Origin of the sequence: Bacillus sp. NPDC060175, assembly GCF_042728695.1 — a bacterium.
Classification (GTDB): Bacteria; Bacillota; Bacilli; order Bacillales; family Bacillaceae_G; genus Bacillus_A.
In genome coordinates this window covers 137719-152772 of record NZ_JBHWYR010000006.1, presented here as the reverse complement: position 1 = coordinate 152772, position 15054 = coordinate 137719, and the positions used below count along the sequence as shown (strand labels likewise).

Sequence of the window (15054 nt, the reverse complement as noted above, 5' to 3'; positions counted from 1 at the left end):
TATTATAATCACTAATTACCTGTAAATGGCCGAATTGAAAAATTAAGATTCGCCATTCAGTATATAAAAAAAGATTTATGGAGGTAAATTATGAAGCAGCCTATTTCAGTCTTTATAATGGATGTTACCAATTCTACTTCAAAAGGAGATTGGAATGAATTAACCAGATACTTAAAAGAATGGGAGAGCGTTATAAATAGTTGGAGTAATAATGAGACAATAATAAAAGCAAAACACCGTATGGGAGATGAAATATTATTAGTAGGCAATCATTATGCCACAGCATATATAATTGCTTTTTATATGGAGATGCATTGGAAATTCAAAGAACAAAACCCGTATTTTGGTATATCGTTTGGTTGTATTGAGGAGGATTTAGAGCATATTGAGATTGATTCGTGGAATCATCCTTTAATAAAAAGAGCGAGAATAGCAAATGAAAAAATTAAGAATAATCTAAATAGGGATACATCTGTAATTTTTGATGTGTGTGAAGAAGTTTCTAATTTTGAAAAAGGAAAACAATTTCAAGATACAATGAATTTGTTAGTACAACTTCAAAATAAGTTACTGGATGATCAAACTAAGCAGCAAAAGTTAATTTGTTCTTTATATACAATATTTAGAGAACAGAAAAAAATAGCACAAGAATTGAATAAAACATCGTCAACTATTTCTAGCCATTATCGAAAAGGTGCTAGTGAAATGATATTTAAAATTTTTGAGCAACTACAGGATACACTTGCTTTTATGGAAACTATAAATAGTGAAAAAACAGTGGAAGAAATTTCATTAAAAGCGAATGAGCTTAACAATATAATTAGAGGGCATATCAAAAGACATTTAAATAGGTTTTATCCTGAATTAAACACACAAGATGAGTAAAATGAATTAATTTATACGATATATTTCGGGGAGAGGGAAGCGTTTAAAATGATTTTGTTAACTTTAATAATTGCGCATTTAGTTGCAGATTTTTATTGTCAAACAGACAAAATGGTTAGGGATAAGAGAAAGTATTTAAAACTTCATTTAATGCATCATGCAGTAGTGACTTTTTCGGCATTATTAATTTTATTTACATTAAATAACGGTGTTTTTTCAAGGATGTTACTACAAGCAGTACTACCAACAATATGTGTAGTAGTAGTATATATTCTAATGGAAATGATAAGAATACCTACAGTAAAAGGAACAGAAGTGGTAAAAGAGATAGGTAAACTGACACAATTAAAAATTGTATCATCAATTTTGGGGATATTTCTAACTTTGTTTGCGCTAGAGAATAGCATCTGTTTACAGATATTATTACAAGCATTTCTGCCAACGGTATGTATAGTATTGTTACATTTCTTTATAGATATTCTAAAAATAAAATTAACAAATAAAAGTAAAGAAATGTATATTAAAAACCCATGGGATGTAGGTTTGTTTATAATTGATCAGATCCTGCATGTTTTATCAATTCTATTTGTCTGTTATTTAATATTTAATATTAATCTATCAGATTTAATTAACAAAATTCTGATCTTAGTACATTTAGTTCCAGGTGATAAACCGACTATATCTCCAATAGATACCATTATGTTTTTGATTGTCATGTTAATAATTACAACTACAGTAAGTGGACATATAATTAGATTATTACTGGGTGCGTTGCCTAATCATCTTGCTTTATTTGAGGGGAAGTATGCATTAAAAGATGATTTAAATGTAGATGGGATTTTAAAGAATGATAATGGGAAAGCTAGCATGTCAGAAGAATATTCCTATTTGGTAGTCAAAGGACAGAATTTTTCAAGGGGGAAAATGATAGGTTACATCGAACGTATATTAGTTATTGTGTTAGTATTTAATAATCAATATACGGCTATAACCTTTATTCTTACAGCTAAATCGCTTGCACGTTTTAAACAAATGGATGATAGGGATTGGGCAGAGTATTTTTTATTAGGTACTCTTGTTTCAATTATGTTAGGGATAATATATGGAATTATTATTAATTTTGTATTGAAGTAAATAAAATTAACTATTTTTAATTTATTATCATTATTAAAATAAGACTTGATGCTATAAACTCAAAGGTGGGACATAGTAATTTATCTTAAGTACAATCTTTTTGAGTATCAATCTGAAGAGAAAGTATTATAGTCCAAAGAAAGAACTATGATCTTCAAAATATTTTCTGCCCCATTTCTGCCCCAAAAGTGCTGTTTCATCATTTTAAATAAACTGTTATACATAAGAAAACCCCTTGATATTCAAGGGGTTTCAGTATGATCCCGGAGAGGCTCGAACTCACGACCTCCACCCTGTCAAGGTGGCGCTCTCCCTGCTGAGCTACGGGATCTTCAAAAATGCTTATGTAATAACATCTTTAATCATTATGCTAAAGCAATTATATATAATTAACTGAAATTTTACAATATTTTTATAGTGATCTTTTAAAGGGAAAGTATTTGGAATCACGCTAGTAGTGTATTCGGGAATATATATAAGAAGAGACTTTAATAGCAATCGGGTTTTGAATAAAGCGGCTATGTTATGACTTCCGATACCAATCCAAAGGCCCCTCATCACTCAAATCAACAAGAAAAGGGAATAAGAAATGTAAAGGTAAGCTTATAAGTTCAGGCATAGCGTTTAATGTTTTCTTTGATATATATTGCCTTCCGAAGCAATATGGACAATCTTTTTCAAATGTCACGAGTATTGACCATACATCTTTTATTTTCCACTTCGTTTTACAATACGTACAACGCGCCATGGAGTTCCTCCTCATTTTAAGGTGTTTTCTAATATATTCCATTCGATCGTGCTAAAGTCAAGTGTATTTGGTGTGATAGAATGTAAGTTGGTTTGTTTTTTTATATGGATGTATTCCGTCATTTATGACTAAATGAATGTAGTGTGAGGGTTATATAATAAGAGATTTTCATTTTTAATATGCAAATTGGCCAATATATCCTTTTTACAATTTTCAAGAAATCATGTATAAAAGAAGTACAAGATATTTATAAATATTCAGGAGTAGAGGGAGAATAACTGTAATGGTAAGAAAAACGTTCAAGATGCGTGTGTCTAAAAATAGAACGATTTCGATTGATGGTTCGATTCTCGATGTGGATGTGACGCATGATGAGTTTTTGCAAGAGTTCGTTGAGTGGGTCGATTCTAAAGGTTGGTCATTTATGGGTATGACGGATGAGATTACAGCTGAGGAAGCTGGGCAAAAGTTAATAGATTCGTTGATTGATGAGAAGGATAAGAAAGAGTAATTCCTTCTTATTTTTTATTGTATATTTATGTTCCTCATCGTAAAAGTGTGATATAGTAAAAAATAGTGAATGTTCTTCCAATTTAATACAAATCACATATAGATTGGTAGAGTTATTTTATAGAATGTGAAAGTAAAGTGAAAAGGGAGAGTCATATGGTAAATTTTAAGAAAATTTCGGCTTTTATTATGGTTATTTGTTTATTTTTTTTGACACCTATGACGTTATATGCTGAGACGAATGTTGGAGTGAATCCGGAGCAAGTGGCACCACCACCTAAGGAAGGGCCGAATGTTTTTAGTCAGTTTGCAGCTACGATTGATGCGAAAACAGGGGATGTGTTGTATGACAAAAATGCACATCATCGTGCGTTTCCGGCTAGTATAACGAAAGTGTTAACGGCAATTTTACTTATGGAGCATACGAAGCCAGAGGATCAATTTACATTTTCTCAATTAGCATTAGATCAAGAGAAGAGTAATTATCAAATTGAGTTTCAACCTGGTGAGACTATTAATAGAAATACTGCACTTATGATTTTAATGGTGCTGAGTGCGAATGATGTGTCGTATGCGATTGCGGAGCGTATTGGAGGAAGTGTTGAAAATTTCGCTAATATGATGAATGAAAAGGCGAAGCAATTAGGGGCTAAAGATAGCCATTTTGTAACGCCAAATGGATTGCATGATCCAAATCATTATACGACGCCATATGATATGGCCATGATTACGAGAGGTGTGCAAAAGTATCCTGAAATTTTACAAGCGATGAATACGAAAAGAACGATGGTTACGACATCTACGCAAACAGTTTCTATTTTTAATAAGTCTACTTATTTTGAAAATCCATATAGCATTGGTGGTAAGACAGGATTTACGAATGAAGCGCGCAATACGCTCGTTTTATTAAATGAGAAGGATGGGAATCGTATTATAAATGTAGTAATGGCTTCTCAAAGACCTGAAATTTATGAAGATTTGAAGCAGATGGCGGAATATTCTTTTGGGCAATTTACGAAGCAAACTGTACTAGATAAACATAGTTGGCATCAAAAGACAACGTATTTAAATAAAGATGTTGATTCTGAGCTCGAAAAAAGTGCTGAGCTTATGCTAAAGAAAGATGAAGGGAAAAATATAAAAACGGCTTTTCGGGTTAATTCAGTGGATAAAGAAGCTTTGTACCAAAAAGGAATTCATCGCGGTGAAGTAGTTGGTGCGGTAGATATTATAAAAAATAATCAAACGATTGCGACTATAAATGTTCTTTCAAAAGAAGATGTTACTTTTGCGATGCCTAAAAAAGATACCGTAGCACCTGAAGTAAAGGAATCCAATGTGAAAGTGATCAGTGTTGGAATAGGTGCGATTGTATTATTTGGAGCCATTTTATATGTAGTGCTGCGCCGAAATAAACAAGGAATGAAATCAGAAGAGAAATAAATTGTTAGTATGGAGACTGTGACGAGATTTTGTCACGGTCTTTTTTGCATGTATTTTAAAAGTGATTTAACTAATAATTGTAAATGTTCTTATTGCATTTCTGTATTGTTCGTTATATTATTTAGTTGTGTTCTTGTTAAAGAACGAAAGTGGATATTACATACTTCAAATAATATAAAACAACGGAGAGGGAGAGAGACGATGAAATTAGTTTGGAAGATTATTAGCAACGTTATCTCATTTGTTTTATTTGCAGTAATGGTTTGTTTAGCTTTTGTAGTTATTTCTTCAAAAGCGAGTGGCGGGGATCCAACTGTGATGGGATATCAATTTAAATCAGTGTTATCAGGATCGATGGAACCGACATTTTTAACAGGATCAATCATTGCAATAGAGCCAACTAAAGATGGCTCTAAATATAAAAAAGGCGATGTTATTACGTTTAAAGAGAAAAATGACAAAATTATCACTCACCGTATTATCGGTGTGAAAGATACAAATGGAAAAGTAATGTATGAAACAAAAGGGGATAACAACAACGGACCAGATTTAGCACCAGTACTTGCAGAGAATGTAATCGGAAAGTATGCAGATATTACAGTTCCATACGTTGGTTATGGACTGAATTATGCGAGTTCAAAAGCGGGAGCAGCATTACTTCTTATTATTCCAGGAGTCTTTTTACTTGGTTATTCCGCGATTTCTATTTTTGGCGCTATTCGTAGCATCGACGGAGAAAAGAAAGATAAAAAAGTAGAACAATCCGTATAGTTAGTTTGGTTATATCTTCCTATTAGGAAGTTGACAAATATATATTATGGGGGATTTGGACATGACTTTAAAGAAAAAATTAGGAATGGGTATCGCATCAGCAGTACTAGGAGCAGCATTAGTTGGTGGAGGAACATTTGCATTCTTTAGCGATAAAGAAGTGTCAAACAATACATTTGCGGCTGGTACACTTGATTTAGCGGCAAACCCATCGACAGTTGTTGATGTATCGAATTTAAAGCCTGGCGATACAATTAAAAGAGATTTTAAACTAGAAAATAAAGGCTCTTTAGACATTAAAAAAGTTTTACTAAAAACAGATTACAAAGTAAGCGATGCGAAGGGCGACAATAAAGATGATTTTGGTAAACATATTAAAGTAACATTCTTAAAGAATGTAGATAAGCATGAAACAATTGTAAAAGAAACAACGCTAGATAAATTGAAGGGTGACACACTTACAGCGGTAGACAATGATTTATCTGCTTGGTTCTGGGATGAAAAAGGTATTTCTGCAGGTAAGTCAGATAAATTTACAGTGAAATTCGAGTTTGTTGATAATAAAAAAGACCAAAATGAATTCCAAGGCGATAAACTAAATTTAACTTGGACGTTTGATGCACAACAAACAGATGGTACAGAAAGATAATATAATATAAAAGGGGCTATCACCTTGATAGCCCCTTTTACAGTTAAATAGCGTGGATTGGAATGTATTTTCTAGGATATGGCTATCATTTTGTACAGGTCTTTATTATAATGAAAGTAACGTTCTGTATAAAGAACACATTGTTCGATGGGAGAGATTAAGATGCTGAAAACACCTCGCAAATTAAAAAGGATGCTTATATTGCCGTGTATGTGCTCTATTACGTTTTATTTAGGCTCTCAAGTGATGACGTATACAGAAGCTTCATTTATTCACGAAACGAAAGTAGAAGCCACTCTTTCTACAGCGATTATATTTCCGAAAACAGTTGATACGTTAAAAGAGCAAGCTGAGCAACATAAACAGCTTATTGGACATGAGTATGGAGAAATGAAAGCGAAATTGAAAGTTACTTCTATTGAAGAAATAGAACAAGCAATTGTTGTATGGCAGCAAGGACGTGAGAAAATTACTTCTGAGAAGGAAGCTTTACAAAATGTATATACTGCAATAGAAACTCCTTATAATCAAATACAAGAAGAATTAAAGGGAAATAAAGATGAGTCGATTCAGCAAGTAGCTTTATATGTGAATGAAGGCTTTCGCAGTATAAAAGAGAAGCGCGATTATATTGAGAAAGAAGTTAGCTTGCAAGCTATTGATGAACAGATCCAGGCTCTCCAGCAACAATTAAATGTTGCAATTGAAGCGGAAGGGCAAAAGAAAGTAGAAGAACAGAAGAAAGTAGAAGAACAGAAGAAAGTAGAAGAACAGAAGAAAGCAGAAGAACAGAAAGCAGAAGAACAAAAGAAAGTAGAAGAACAGAAGAAGATAGAAGAACAGAAGAAAGCAGAAGAACAGAAGAAGATAGAAGAACAGAAGAAAGTAGAAGAACAGAAGAAGATAGAAGAACAAAAGAAAGCAGAAGAGAAAAAGAAGGTAGAAGAACAGAAACAAACAGAAACAGCTAAGTAGCCTGAGCAAGTGATTTAATGAGAATGCTACTTCAACTAACCAATAATATTGTGGCTAGCATGACTTAGAGATCGTCATGAAAGAGAATAATGTATATAAGTGTGAGGGAGTATTTATCCTCGCACTTATTGTCTTGCTCTCGTGTGCTTCTAATAGAAAATGTGTTGGAACGAGCTGAAAAAAAACTGAAAAATCAAAACAATATTGAGAAATAAAAATAATTGAAAATACTAAAAAAATATTGTTGTATTTATATAGGTTTGTTCGTTATAATGAACTTAAGGTTTTTAGAAAAGAACAAATATTAGCTAAGCTAATATAGTTTTAGTTACACCTCTTATTTTGAAATAAGAGATAAAAATACAAAAAACAGCTAGGGGGAATTGATTGTGAGTCTGAAAAAGAAATTAGGTATGGGAGTTGCATCAGCAGCATTGGGGTTATCTTTAATTGGTGGAGGAACATTTGCATTCTTTAGTGATAAAGAAGTATCGAACAATACATTTGCAGCTGGGACGTTAGATCTTACATTAAACCCTAAAACGCTTGTAGATATTAAAGATTTAAAACCAGGGGATTCTGTTAAGAAAGAGTTCTTATTAAAGAACGACGGTACGTTAGCGATTAAAGACGTTAAATTAGCGACAAAGTATACTGTTAAAGATGCAAAAGGTGATAATGCTGGTGAAGATTTTGGTAAGCACATTAAAGTGAAATTCCTTTGGAACTGGGATAAACAAAGTGAGCCTGTCTATGAAACAACTTTAGCAGATTTACAAAATGTGGATCCAGATGTTTTAGCTAAAGACATCTTTGCTCCAGAGTGGGCAGAGAACGGTGGTCTAGCACCAAATTCAGAAGACTATCTATGGGTACAATTTGTATTCGAAGATGATGGTAAAGATCAAAACAAATTCCAAGGCGATTCATTGAACTTAGAATGGACATTCAACGCAAGCCAAACAGATGGCGAAGAAAAATAATAAAGCAAAAAGCGGGGATTCCCCCGCTTTTTTTTATAAAGAAAAAAAGAAGTGCCCGTTTTAAGCACTCTTTCATATGTATTATTGTTGATTTTTCTTCCATTGTGTAAATTCAAGAAATTCACGAAACTGTTCTTTTGAGACACCGGAGCTCATCGCATCTTTAACGAGTTGTGTCCATTCGGAGTCTAGATGACTTTCTGTTGTTGTTTCATCGTGAAGTAACGTATCAACTGGAATTTGTAGAACAGCTGAAATTTTTTCGAGAAACTGAATGGAAGGGTTTTTTTGTAAATTCCGTTCTATAGAACTAATGTAAGATTTAGCTACACCAGCTTTTTCGGCGAGTTCTGTTAGTGAAATGCCCTTTTGTAAACGAAGGCGTTTTATACGTTCTCCTATCATATTTGCGCACCTTTCTATCAATATGTAGTCGTCTTATGATGTGATTATTATAACATAAACTTCGTTAAAAAGAACGAGGCTATTGAGCCTGGCTCGTATGCTTCATATGTTGGAAAAAGTGTTCAATATCTTGCAGGGCAATGCCAGCATCTAGAGCCTCAAGTATTAAATCAATCCATTCTTGATCTAGTGAGTCAGCCTTATCTTTGTACAAATGTAATTCCTCCCTAATTATTGGTCATAATTGCTGCTACATAGTAGACGATAATTAATCGAATTTTATATTTTATGTATCAAATTATCGAATGTTGTGTAGATGAAACAAAGATAAAATCCCCATTAAATTCCCTCTATGGAAATTATAAGGTTTCAGTCGAAACTTTTCAATATTTTCAGAAAACATTGTTGAATTGTGATATATTCGTATACTAACTATGAAATTTTTACAAATATATTAAAAAAATTACATAATGTGACTAAATATTGAAAAAATATTGAATATTTAATAAAATAAAATATGTAATACATATTTTATATTAGGGGAGGAAATAAGGGATGATAAAGAAACCATTTAAAGTGTTATCAACAATTGCTTTGACAGCTGCTTTAGGCCTTTCGTTTGGCGCTGGAAGCCAGTCTGCGTATGCAGAAACGCCTGGGGATAAAACAGCTACAAGCCCAGTTGATGATCATTTAATCCCAGAAGAGAGATTAGCAGATGCACTGAAAAAACGTGGGGTAATTGATTCATCTGCTTCAGGGACAGAAACAAAGAAAGCTGTCGAAAAGTATGTAGAGAAGAAGAAGGGTGAAAACCCTGGGAAAGAAGCGGCAAGTGGGGACCAACTTACGAAAGATGCATCTGACTTTTTAAAGAAAGTGAAAGATGCGAAAGCAGACACGAAAGAAAAAGCAGAGCAACCAGCAAACGGGACTGCAGCAGGAACAGGTCCAGTTAAAGGGGGCTTAAATGGTAAAGTACCAACTTCACCAGCAAAACAAAAAGAGTATAACGGTGAAGTTCGTAAAGACAAAGTACTCGTTTTACTTGTAGAGTACGCTGACTTTAAACATAACAATATTGATAAAGAGCCTGGTTACATGTATTCCAACGATTTTAATAAAGAGCACTATGAAAAAATGTTATTCGGTAATGAGCCGTTTACATTGGATGATGGAAGCAAAATTGAAACGTTTAAACAATACTATGAAGAGCAATCTGGTGGTAGCTACACAGTAGATGGAACGGTTACAAAATGGTTAACAGTTCCTGGTAAAGCTGCTGATTACGGTGCAGATGCTGCTACAGGTCATGATAATAAAGGACCAAAAGGACCACGTGATCTAGTGAAAGATGCATTAAAAGCAGCTGTAGATAGCGGTATTGATTTATCAGAGTTTGATCAATTTGATCAATATGATGTAAATGAAGATGGAAATAAAAATCAACCTGATGGTTTAATTGACCACTTAATGATTATTCATGCGGGTGTTGGACAAGAAGCTGGCGGTGGTAAATTAGGTGATGATGCAATTTGGTCACATCGTTGGACAGTTGGACCAAAGCCATTCCCGATTGAAGGAACAAAGTCTAAAGTTCCATATTGGGGCGGAAAGATGGCTGCGTATGACTACACAATTGAACCAGAAGATGGCGCAGTTGGTGTATTCGCACATGAATATGGTCATGATTTAGGTCTTCCGGATGAGTATGATACACAATATAGCGGTCAGGGTGAGCCGATTGAAGCTTGGTCTATTATGAGTGGAGGAAGCTGGGCTGGTAAAATCGCAGGCACAACGCCAACAAGTTTTTCACCGCAAAATAAAGAGTTTTTCCAAAAAACAATCGGTGGTAGCTGGGCGAATATCGCAGAAGTAGATTACGATAAGTTAAACAAAGGTATCGGTTTTGCAACGTATTTAGATCAAAGTGTTACGAAGTCGGATCGTCCAGGCTTGATTCGTGTTAACTTACCGGATAAAGATGTAAAAACGATTGCACCAGCATTCGGTAAACAATATTATTACAGCACAAAAGGTGATGACCTTCACACAAAAATGGAGACACCGCTGTTCGATTTAACGAATGCAACGACTGCGAAATTCGATTACAAATCATTGTATGAGATTGAAGCAGAGTACGATTTCCTTGAAGTACACGCTGTAACAGAAGATGGTCAACAAACGTTAATTGAAAGAATTGGTGAGAAAGCAAATAGTGGAAATGCAGCTACGACAAATGGAAAATGGATTGATAAATCATATGATTTAAGTCAGTTCAAAGGTAAGAAAGTGAAATTAACATTTGATTACATTACTGATGGTGGTTTAGCGTTAAACGGATTCGCTCTTGATAATGCGTCATTAACAGTAGACGGTAAAGTTGCATTCTCTGATGATGCAGAAGGTACACCACAATTTAAATTAAATGGTTTTGTTGTATCTAATGGAACGGAGAAGAAAAAACATAACTACTATGTAGAGTGGAGAAACTATGCTGGTGCAGATAAAGCATTGAAATTTGCGCGTGGTCCAGAATATAACACTGGTATGGTTGTATGGTATGCGGATTCAGCTTACACAGATAACTGGGTGGGTGTACATCCAGGACACGGTTTCCTTGGTGTAGTTGATTCTCACCCAGAAGCAATTGTAGGAACTTTAAATGGTAAACCAACAGTTAAGAGTAGTACACGATTCCAAATCGCTGATGCGGCGTTCTCATTCGATAAAACGCCAGCTTGGAAAGTTGTATCTCCAACGCGTGGAACGTTTACGTACAATGGTTTAGCGGGCGTACCGAAGTTTGATGATTCTAAAGCGTATATTAATCAGCAGATTCCAGATGCAGGACGTATTTTACCGAATCTTGGCCTGAAGTTTGAAGTAGTAGGACAAGCTGATGATAATTCTGCAGGTGCTGTTCGTTTATATCGTTAATACAGTAAAACTACCGAGAGATTTTCTTTCGGTAGTTTTTTTGTGAGCAATGAATTTTATATAAAGTAAAAAGTCATATATAATGTAACTTTACGAATAGAAATTTGTTATATATGAAGTCTATATAAATAATGAAAGAATTGGATAAAAATAGTGGAAGAAGGTGAGTGAATGAGTAATTCCTCTATTGTAAATAAACAAAAGGAATATTTTTATAAAGGACATACGAGAAGTGTAGAGACGAGAAAGAATAATTTGAAGAAGCTTTATGAAGGGATTCAGCGTTTTGAGGATGAGATTTTTCAAGCGTTGAAATTAGATTTGAATAAATCAGTTCACGAATCATTTACAACAGAAATTGGATATGTACTAAAAGAGATTTCTTTTCAAATGAAGCATATTTCATCTTGGAGTAAACCAAAGCGTGTTCGCACAGCTCTTACTCATTTTGGATCGAAGGGGAAAGTAGTGCCAGAACCGTATGGTGTGACGCTTATTATCGCACCGTGGAACTATCCGTTTCAATTAGCAATTGCACCACTCGTAGGAGCATTGGCAGCCGGAAATACAGTCGTTTTAAAGCCGTCAGAGTTAACGCCAAACGTTTCAAAAGTGCTTACGAGAATGTTAGGTGAATTATTCCCAGAAGAGCTTGTATCGGTAGTAGAAGGCGGTGCTGAGGAAAGCACTGCACTTTTAAAGGAACCGTTTGACTATATTTTCTTTACAGGTAGTGTTGGTGTTGGAAAAGTTGTGATGGAAGCAGCGGCGAAAAAATTAACGCCTCTTACGTTAGAACTTGGCGGGAAGAGTCCATGTATTGTACATAAAGATGCAAAGCTAGATGTAACCGCAAGACGTATCGTTTGGGGCAAGTTTTTGAATGCTGGGCAGACGTGTGTAGCACCTGATTATATGTACGTTCATTCTTCAGTGAAAGAGCAGTTAATCGAGGCATTACGACATGAAATCGCAGAGCAATATGGAAAAGATGCTTTGCAAAATGACAATTATGTACGAATTGTGAGTGAGCGTCATTTTGAACGTTTATGTACATTTTTACAAGACGGTAAACCTGTGATTGGCGGGAATTATACGAAAGAAACATTACACATCGAGCCTACAGTGTTAACGAATGTTACATGGCAAAGTGCTGTTATGGAAGATGAAATTTTTGGGCCGATTTTACCAATTATAGAATATGACAAAATAGAAGAGGTAATTGAAACGATTCAGCACCATCCAAAGCCGTTAGCACTATATGTATTTTCTGAAGATAGAAAAGTGCAAAAGAAAGTGACGAGTAATATTTCATATGGCGGAGGATGTATAAATGATGTCGTATATCACCTTGCAACGCCATATTTACCTTTTGGGGGCGTTGGAAGTAGTGGGTTGGGCAGCTATCATGGTGAACAAAGTTTTCGGACTTTTTCCCATTATAAAAGCATTTTGTCCCAATCTACAGCATTCGATATGAAAATTCGTTACTCTTCTACAAAAAGTGCTTTAAAATTCATACGAAAGTTGTTAAAATGATGATGGTGTTTATCAGTAGGCGTAGCCGTATGATAAAAACCCCTTCGCAACTGAAGGGGTTTTTCTGTTCGACATATGTATCATGCGAAAATGAATCAAACATACTACATAAAGAATAGAAGAGAACGTTGCTAAACAACCATTTTTGTTTGGATCGAAACAAAAAATAGTCTATAGAACATAAATATTTATTCATGAATATAAAAATTAAAATTTAAGGTAGATAGGACGGGAAAATGAAAAAGATTATTAAAGTTGAAGCAGTAGAAAAACATTTTGGAAATCAAGTGATTATCCCCCCTCTTTCTTTAGATATTAAAGAAGGAGAATTTTTAACAATTTTAGGACCGAGTGGTTGCGGGAAAACGACTTTACTTCGTATGATCGCAGGATTTGAAACGCCAACTAAAGGGAATCTTTTATTAGATGATGAAAAGATTAACGATTTGCCGCCATACAAGCGTCATATGAATTTAGTGTTCCAACATTACGCACTATTCCCACATATGAATGTTGAAAAAAATATTTGTTTCGGTATGAAAATGCAAAAAGTATCAGCAGCAAAGCAGAAAGAACGTGCGGAAGAGGCAATGCGTTTAACGCAGTTACTGGAGTTCCGTAATCGTAAACCTACGAAGCTTTCTGGTGGACAGCAACAGCGTGTAGCGATTGCCAGGGCAATTGTAAACAACCCACGTGTATTACTATTAGATGAGCCACTTGGAGCGCTTGACTTTAAGTTAAGAAAAGATTTGCAACGTGAATTGAAAAACTTACAACGTAATTTAGGAATTACGTTCATATATGTAACGCACGATCAAGAAGAAGCGATGAGTATGAGTGATCGCATTGTCGTTATGAATAAAGGGCATATCGAACAAGTCGGCACCCCTAAAGAAATTTACAATAAGCCGAAAACATTGTTTGTTGCGACGTTCATCGGTGAAAATAATATCGTGAAAAATGGGGAAAACTACGTAGCAGTTCGCCCTGAAAATGTAAAAGTTCGCTCGGTTGAAGAGCCAATTTTAAAAGAATACCACCTTGGGCATATTGAAGATATTGAATTTGTTGGAAATATGGAAAAGCTATATGTACGTGAGGAGAAAACAGCGGAATTACTAATGGCATACCAAACTGCTGAAGAAGCAACGCAGTGGAGCATTGGGGATAATGTATATGTAGGCTGGGAGCAAGAGGACGAGGTGACCTTAAATTGAAGAAAGGGAAATTACTCGCATTACCTACAGTCGTATGGCTGTTACTCTTCTTCCTAATTCCACTTCTGTTCGTATTAGCATTTGCCTTCATGCAGCGCGGAGCATACGGGACAGTGGAGATGAAATTTACATTAGATAACATAGCGCGTGTGTTTGATCCATTATATATGGGGACGTTATGGGAAACAGTGAAGATAGCTGTTATTACTACAGTACTATGTTTATTAATCGGTTATCCATTTGCCTATACAATTACAATTGTTGATCGTAAATATCGTTCTATCCTTCTATTATTAGCAACGATTCCGTTCTGGATTAACTTTCTTGTTCGTTCATACGCATGGATTGTTATTTTACGTTCACAAGGACTTGTAAACACATTGCTATTGAAATTAGGTATTATTAGTGAACCTTTAAATCTGTTGTATAATACACCTTCTGTAATACTCGGAATGGTATATTCTTTATTACCATTTATGATTTTACCAGTGTATGCAGCAATTGAGCAGCTTGATAAGCGTAAGCTAGAGGCAGCTTATGATTTAGGAGCAACACCAGTAAAGGCATTTTGGAATGTAACAGTACCGATGACGATGTCAGGGATTACAACTGGTTCTATTTTAGTATTCGTTTCTTCTATCGGAATGTTTGTTGTATCAGACGTTATGGGTGGATCGAAAGTAGCATTAATCGGAAACGTAATTCAAAACCAATTCTTAGGTTCACGTGACTGGCCGTTTGGTTCCGCGTTATCTATGATTGTTGTTCTATTCTCTGTTCTGTTAATTTACTTATATTATCGTGCAACGAAAGTATATAAATATGATGGAAACGGAGGGGAATAGGCAA

General features: G+C 34.8%; 15 protein-coding genes and 1 tRNA gene. 12 read left to right on the top strand and 4 right to left on the bottom strand.

All coding sequences use genetic code 11. From position 1 onward, the window contains the following. The first annotated feature begins 90 nt into the window (after positions 1–90). Positions 91–885, top strand: a complete 795-nt coding sequence (locus ACFWDE_RS05735; RefSeq protein WP_377890679.1) for a hypothetical protein — start codon at positions 91–93, stop codon at positions 883–885. Positions 886–933: 48 nt separating this feature from the next. After that, positions 934–2019, top strand: coding sequence for a DUF3307 domain-containing protein (locus tag ACFWDE_RS05730; RefSeq protein WP_377890677.1), 1086 nt, complete (start codon positions 934–936; stop codon positions 2017–2019). A 258-nt stretch (positions 2020–2277) separates the two neighbouring features. Here the strand turns inward: ACFWDE_RS05730 and ACFWDE_RS05725 are convergent. After that, positions 2278–2350, bottom strand: a tRNA-Val gene (locus ACFWDE_RS05725). Between the two features lie 192 nt (positions 2351–2542). Beyond that, positions 2543–2767, bottom strand: a complete 225-nt coding sequence (locus tag ACFWDE_RS05720) for a hypothetical protein (RefSeq protein WP_377890675.1) — start codon at positions 2765–2767, stop codon at positions 2543–2545. Between the two features lie 283 nt (positions 2768–3050). On the opposite strand from ACFWDE_RS05720, the gene ACFWDE_RS05715 reads away from it, so the two are divergent. From ACFWDE_RS05715 to calY, 6 genes are all read left to right on the top strand, one after another. Continuing rightward, positions 3051–3278 (top strand): hypothetical protein, encoded by a 228-nt coding sequence (locus tag ACFWDE_RS05715; protein WP_199672448.1) that lies wholly within the window; start codon positions 3051–3053, stop codon positions 3276–3278. A 155-nt stretch (positions 3279–3433) separates the two neighbouring features. Beyond that, a complete protein-coding gene (locus tag ACFWDE_RS05710; protein WP_377890673.1) occupies positions 3434–4720 on the top strand; it encodes a D-alanyl-D-alanine carboxypeptidase family protein in 1287 nt (428 codons plus the stop codon). 201 nt (positions 4721–4921) lie between these two features. Beyond that, entirely contained in the window at positions 4922–5491 is a 570-nt protein-coding gene (sipW, locus tag ACFWDE_RS05705) for a signal peptidase I SipW (protein WP_377890671.1), read from the top strand. Positions 5492–5552: 61 nt separating this feature from the next. After that, on the top strand, positions 5553–6140 hold the full coding sequence (locus ACFWDE_RS05700; protein WP_002064335.1) for a CalY family protein: 588 nt from the start codon (positions 5553–5555) through the stop codon (positions 6138–6140). 147 nt (positions 6141–6287) lie between these two features. Beyond that, positions 6288–7115 (top strand): DUF4047 domain-containing protein, encoded by an 828-nt coding sequence (locus tag ACFWDE_RS05695; RefSeq protein WP_377890668.1) that lies wholly within the window; start codon positions 6288–6290, stop codon positions 7113–7115. 389 nt (positions 7116–7504) lie between these two features. After that, positions 7505–8098 (top strand): biofilm matrix protein CalY, encoded by a 594-nt coding sequence (calY, locus tag ACFWDE_RS05690; RefSeq protein WP_002064338.1) that lies wholly within the window; start codon positions 7505–7507, stop codon positions 8096–8098. A gap of 81 nt (positions 8099–8179) precedes the next feature. On the opposite strand, the gene ACFWDE_RS05685 is transcribed toward calY, so the two are convergent. Together ACFWDE_RS05685 and ACFWDE_RS05680 are read right to left on the bottom strand one after the other, a co-directional pair. Next, positions 8180–8503 (bottom strand): helix-turn-helix domain-containing protein, encoded by a 324-nt coding sequence (locus ACFWDE_RS05685; protein ID WP_002064339.1) that lies wholly within the window; start codon positions 8501–8503, stop codon positions 8180–8182. A gap of 79 nt (positions 8504–8582) precedes the next feature. Continuing rightward, positions 8583–8717, bottom strand: a complete 135-nt coding sequence (locus ACFWDE_RS05680; protein ID WP_113937743.1) for an anti-repressor SinI family protein — start codon at positions 8715–8717, stop codon at positions 8583–8585. Between the two features lie 341 nt (positions 8718–9058). On the opposite strand from ACFWDE_RS05680, the gene inhA1 reads away from it, so the two are divergent. The 4 genes from inhA1 (at position 9059) to potB (ending at position 15050) form a co-directional block, all read left to right on the top strand. Further along, a complete protein-coding gene (gene inhA1 / locus ACFWDE_RS05675) occupies positions 9059–11446 on the top strand; it encodes a M6 family metalloprotease immune inhibitor InhA1 (protein ID WP_377890665.1) in 2388 nt (795 codons plus the stop codon). 171 nt (positions 11447–11617) lie between these two features. Further along, entirely contained in the window at positions 11618–12985 is a 1368-nt protein-coding gene (locus ACFWDE_RS05670; RefSeq protein ID WP_377890663.1) for an aldehyde dehydrogenase, read from the top strand. A 236-nt stretch (positions 12986–13221) separates the two neighbouring features. Next, positions 13222–14205 carry a spermidine/putrescine ABC transporter ATP-binding protein PotA gene (gene potA / locus ACFWDE_RS05665; RefSeq protein WP_002149700.1) on the top strand — a complete coding sequence of 328 codons (984 nt, stop codon included), beginning with the start codon at positions 13222–13224 and terminating at the stop codon, positions 14203–14205. Then, complete coding sequence (gene potB, locus ACFWDE_RS05660; protein WP_002126118.1) at positions 14202–15050, top strand: spermidine/putrescine ABC transporter permease PotB; 849 nt, start codon at positions 14202–14204, stop codon at positions 15048–15050. The genes potA and potB overlap by 4 nt, the downstream gene beginning before the upstream one ends. Positions 15051–15054: the final 4 nt, after the last annotated feature.

What these genes read in the sequence shown, in the direction of transcription:
- ACFWDE_RS05730 (WP_377890677.1), top strand. Translation starts at nt 934, where the DNA reads ATGATTTTGTTAACTTTAATAATTGCGCATTTAGTTGCAGATTTTTAT.
- ACFWDE_RS05735 (WP_377890679.1), top strand. Translation starts at nt 91, where the DNA reads ATGAAGCAGCCTATTTCAGTCTTTATAATGGATGTTACCAATTCTACT.
- potA (WP_002149700.1), top strand. Translation starts at nt 13,222, where the DNA reads ATGAAAAAGATTATTAAAGTTGAAGCAGTAGAAAAACATTTTGGAAAT.
- inhA1 (WP_377890665.1), top strand. Translation starts at nt 9,059, where the DNA reads ATGATAAAGAAACCATTTAAAGTGTTATCAACAATTGCTTTGACAGCT.
- ACFWDE_RS05700 (WP_002064335.1), top strand. Translation starts at nt 5,553, where the DNA reads ATGACTTTAAAGAAAAAATTAGGAATGGGTATCGCATCAGCAGTACTA.
- ACFWDE_RS05695 (WP_377890668.1), top strand. Translation starts at nt 6,288, where the DNA reads ATGGGAGAGATTAAGATGCTGAAAACACCTCGCAAATTAAAAAGGATG.
- ACFWDE_RS05710 (WP_377890673.1), top strand. Translation starts at nt 3,434, where the DNA reads ATGGTAAATTTTAAGAAAATTTCGGCTTTTATTATGGTTATTTGTTTA.
- ACFWDE_RS05715 (WP_199672448.1), top strand. Translation starts at nt 3,051, where the DNA reads ATGGTAAGAAAAACGTTCAAGATGCGTGTGTCTAAAAATAGAACGATT.
- ACFWDE_RS05720 (WP_377890675.1), bottom strand. Translation starts at nt 2,767, where the DNA reads ATGGCGCGTTGTACGTATTGTAAAACGAAGTGGAAAATAAAAGATGTA.
- sipW (WP_377890671.1), top strand. Translation starts at nt 4,922, where the DNA reads ATGAAATTAGTTTGGAAGATTATTAGCAACGTTATCTCATTTGTTTTA.
- ACFWDE_RS05670 (WP_377890663.1), top strand. Translation starts at nt 11,618, where the DNA reads ATGAGTAATTCCTCTATTGTAAATAAACAAAAGGAATATTTTTATAAA.
- ACFWDE_RS05685 (WP_002064339.1), bottom strand. Translation starts at nt 8,503, where the DNA reads ATGATAGGAGAACGTATAAAACGCCTTCGTTTACAAAAGGGCATTTCA.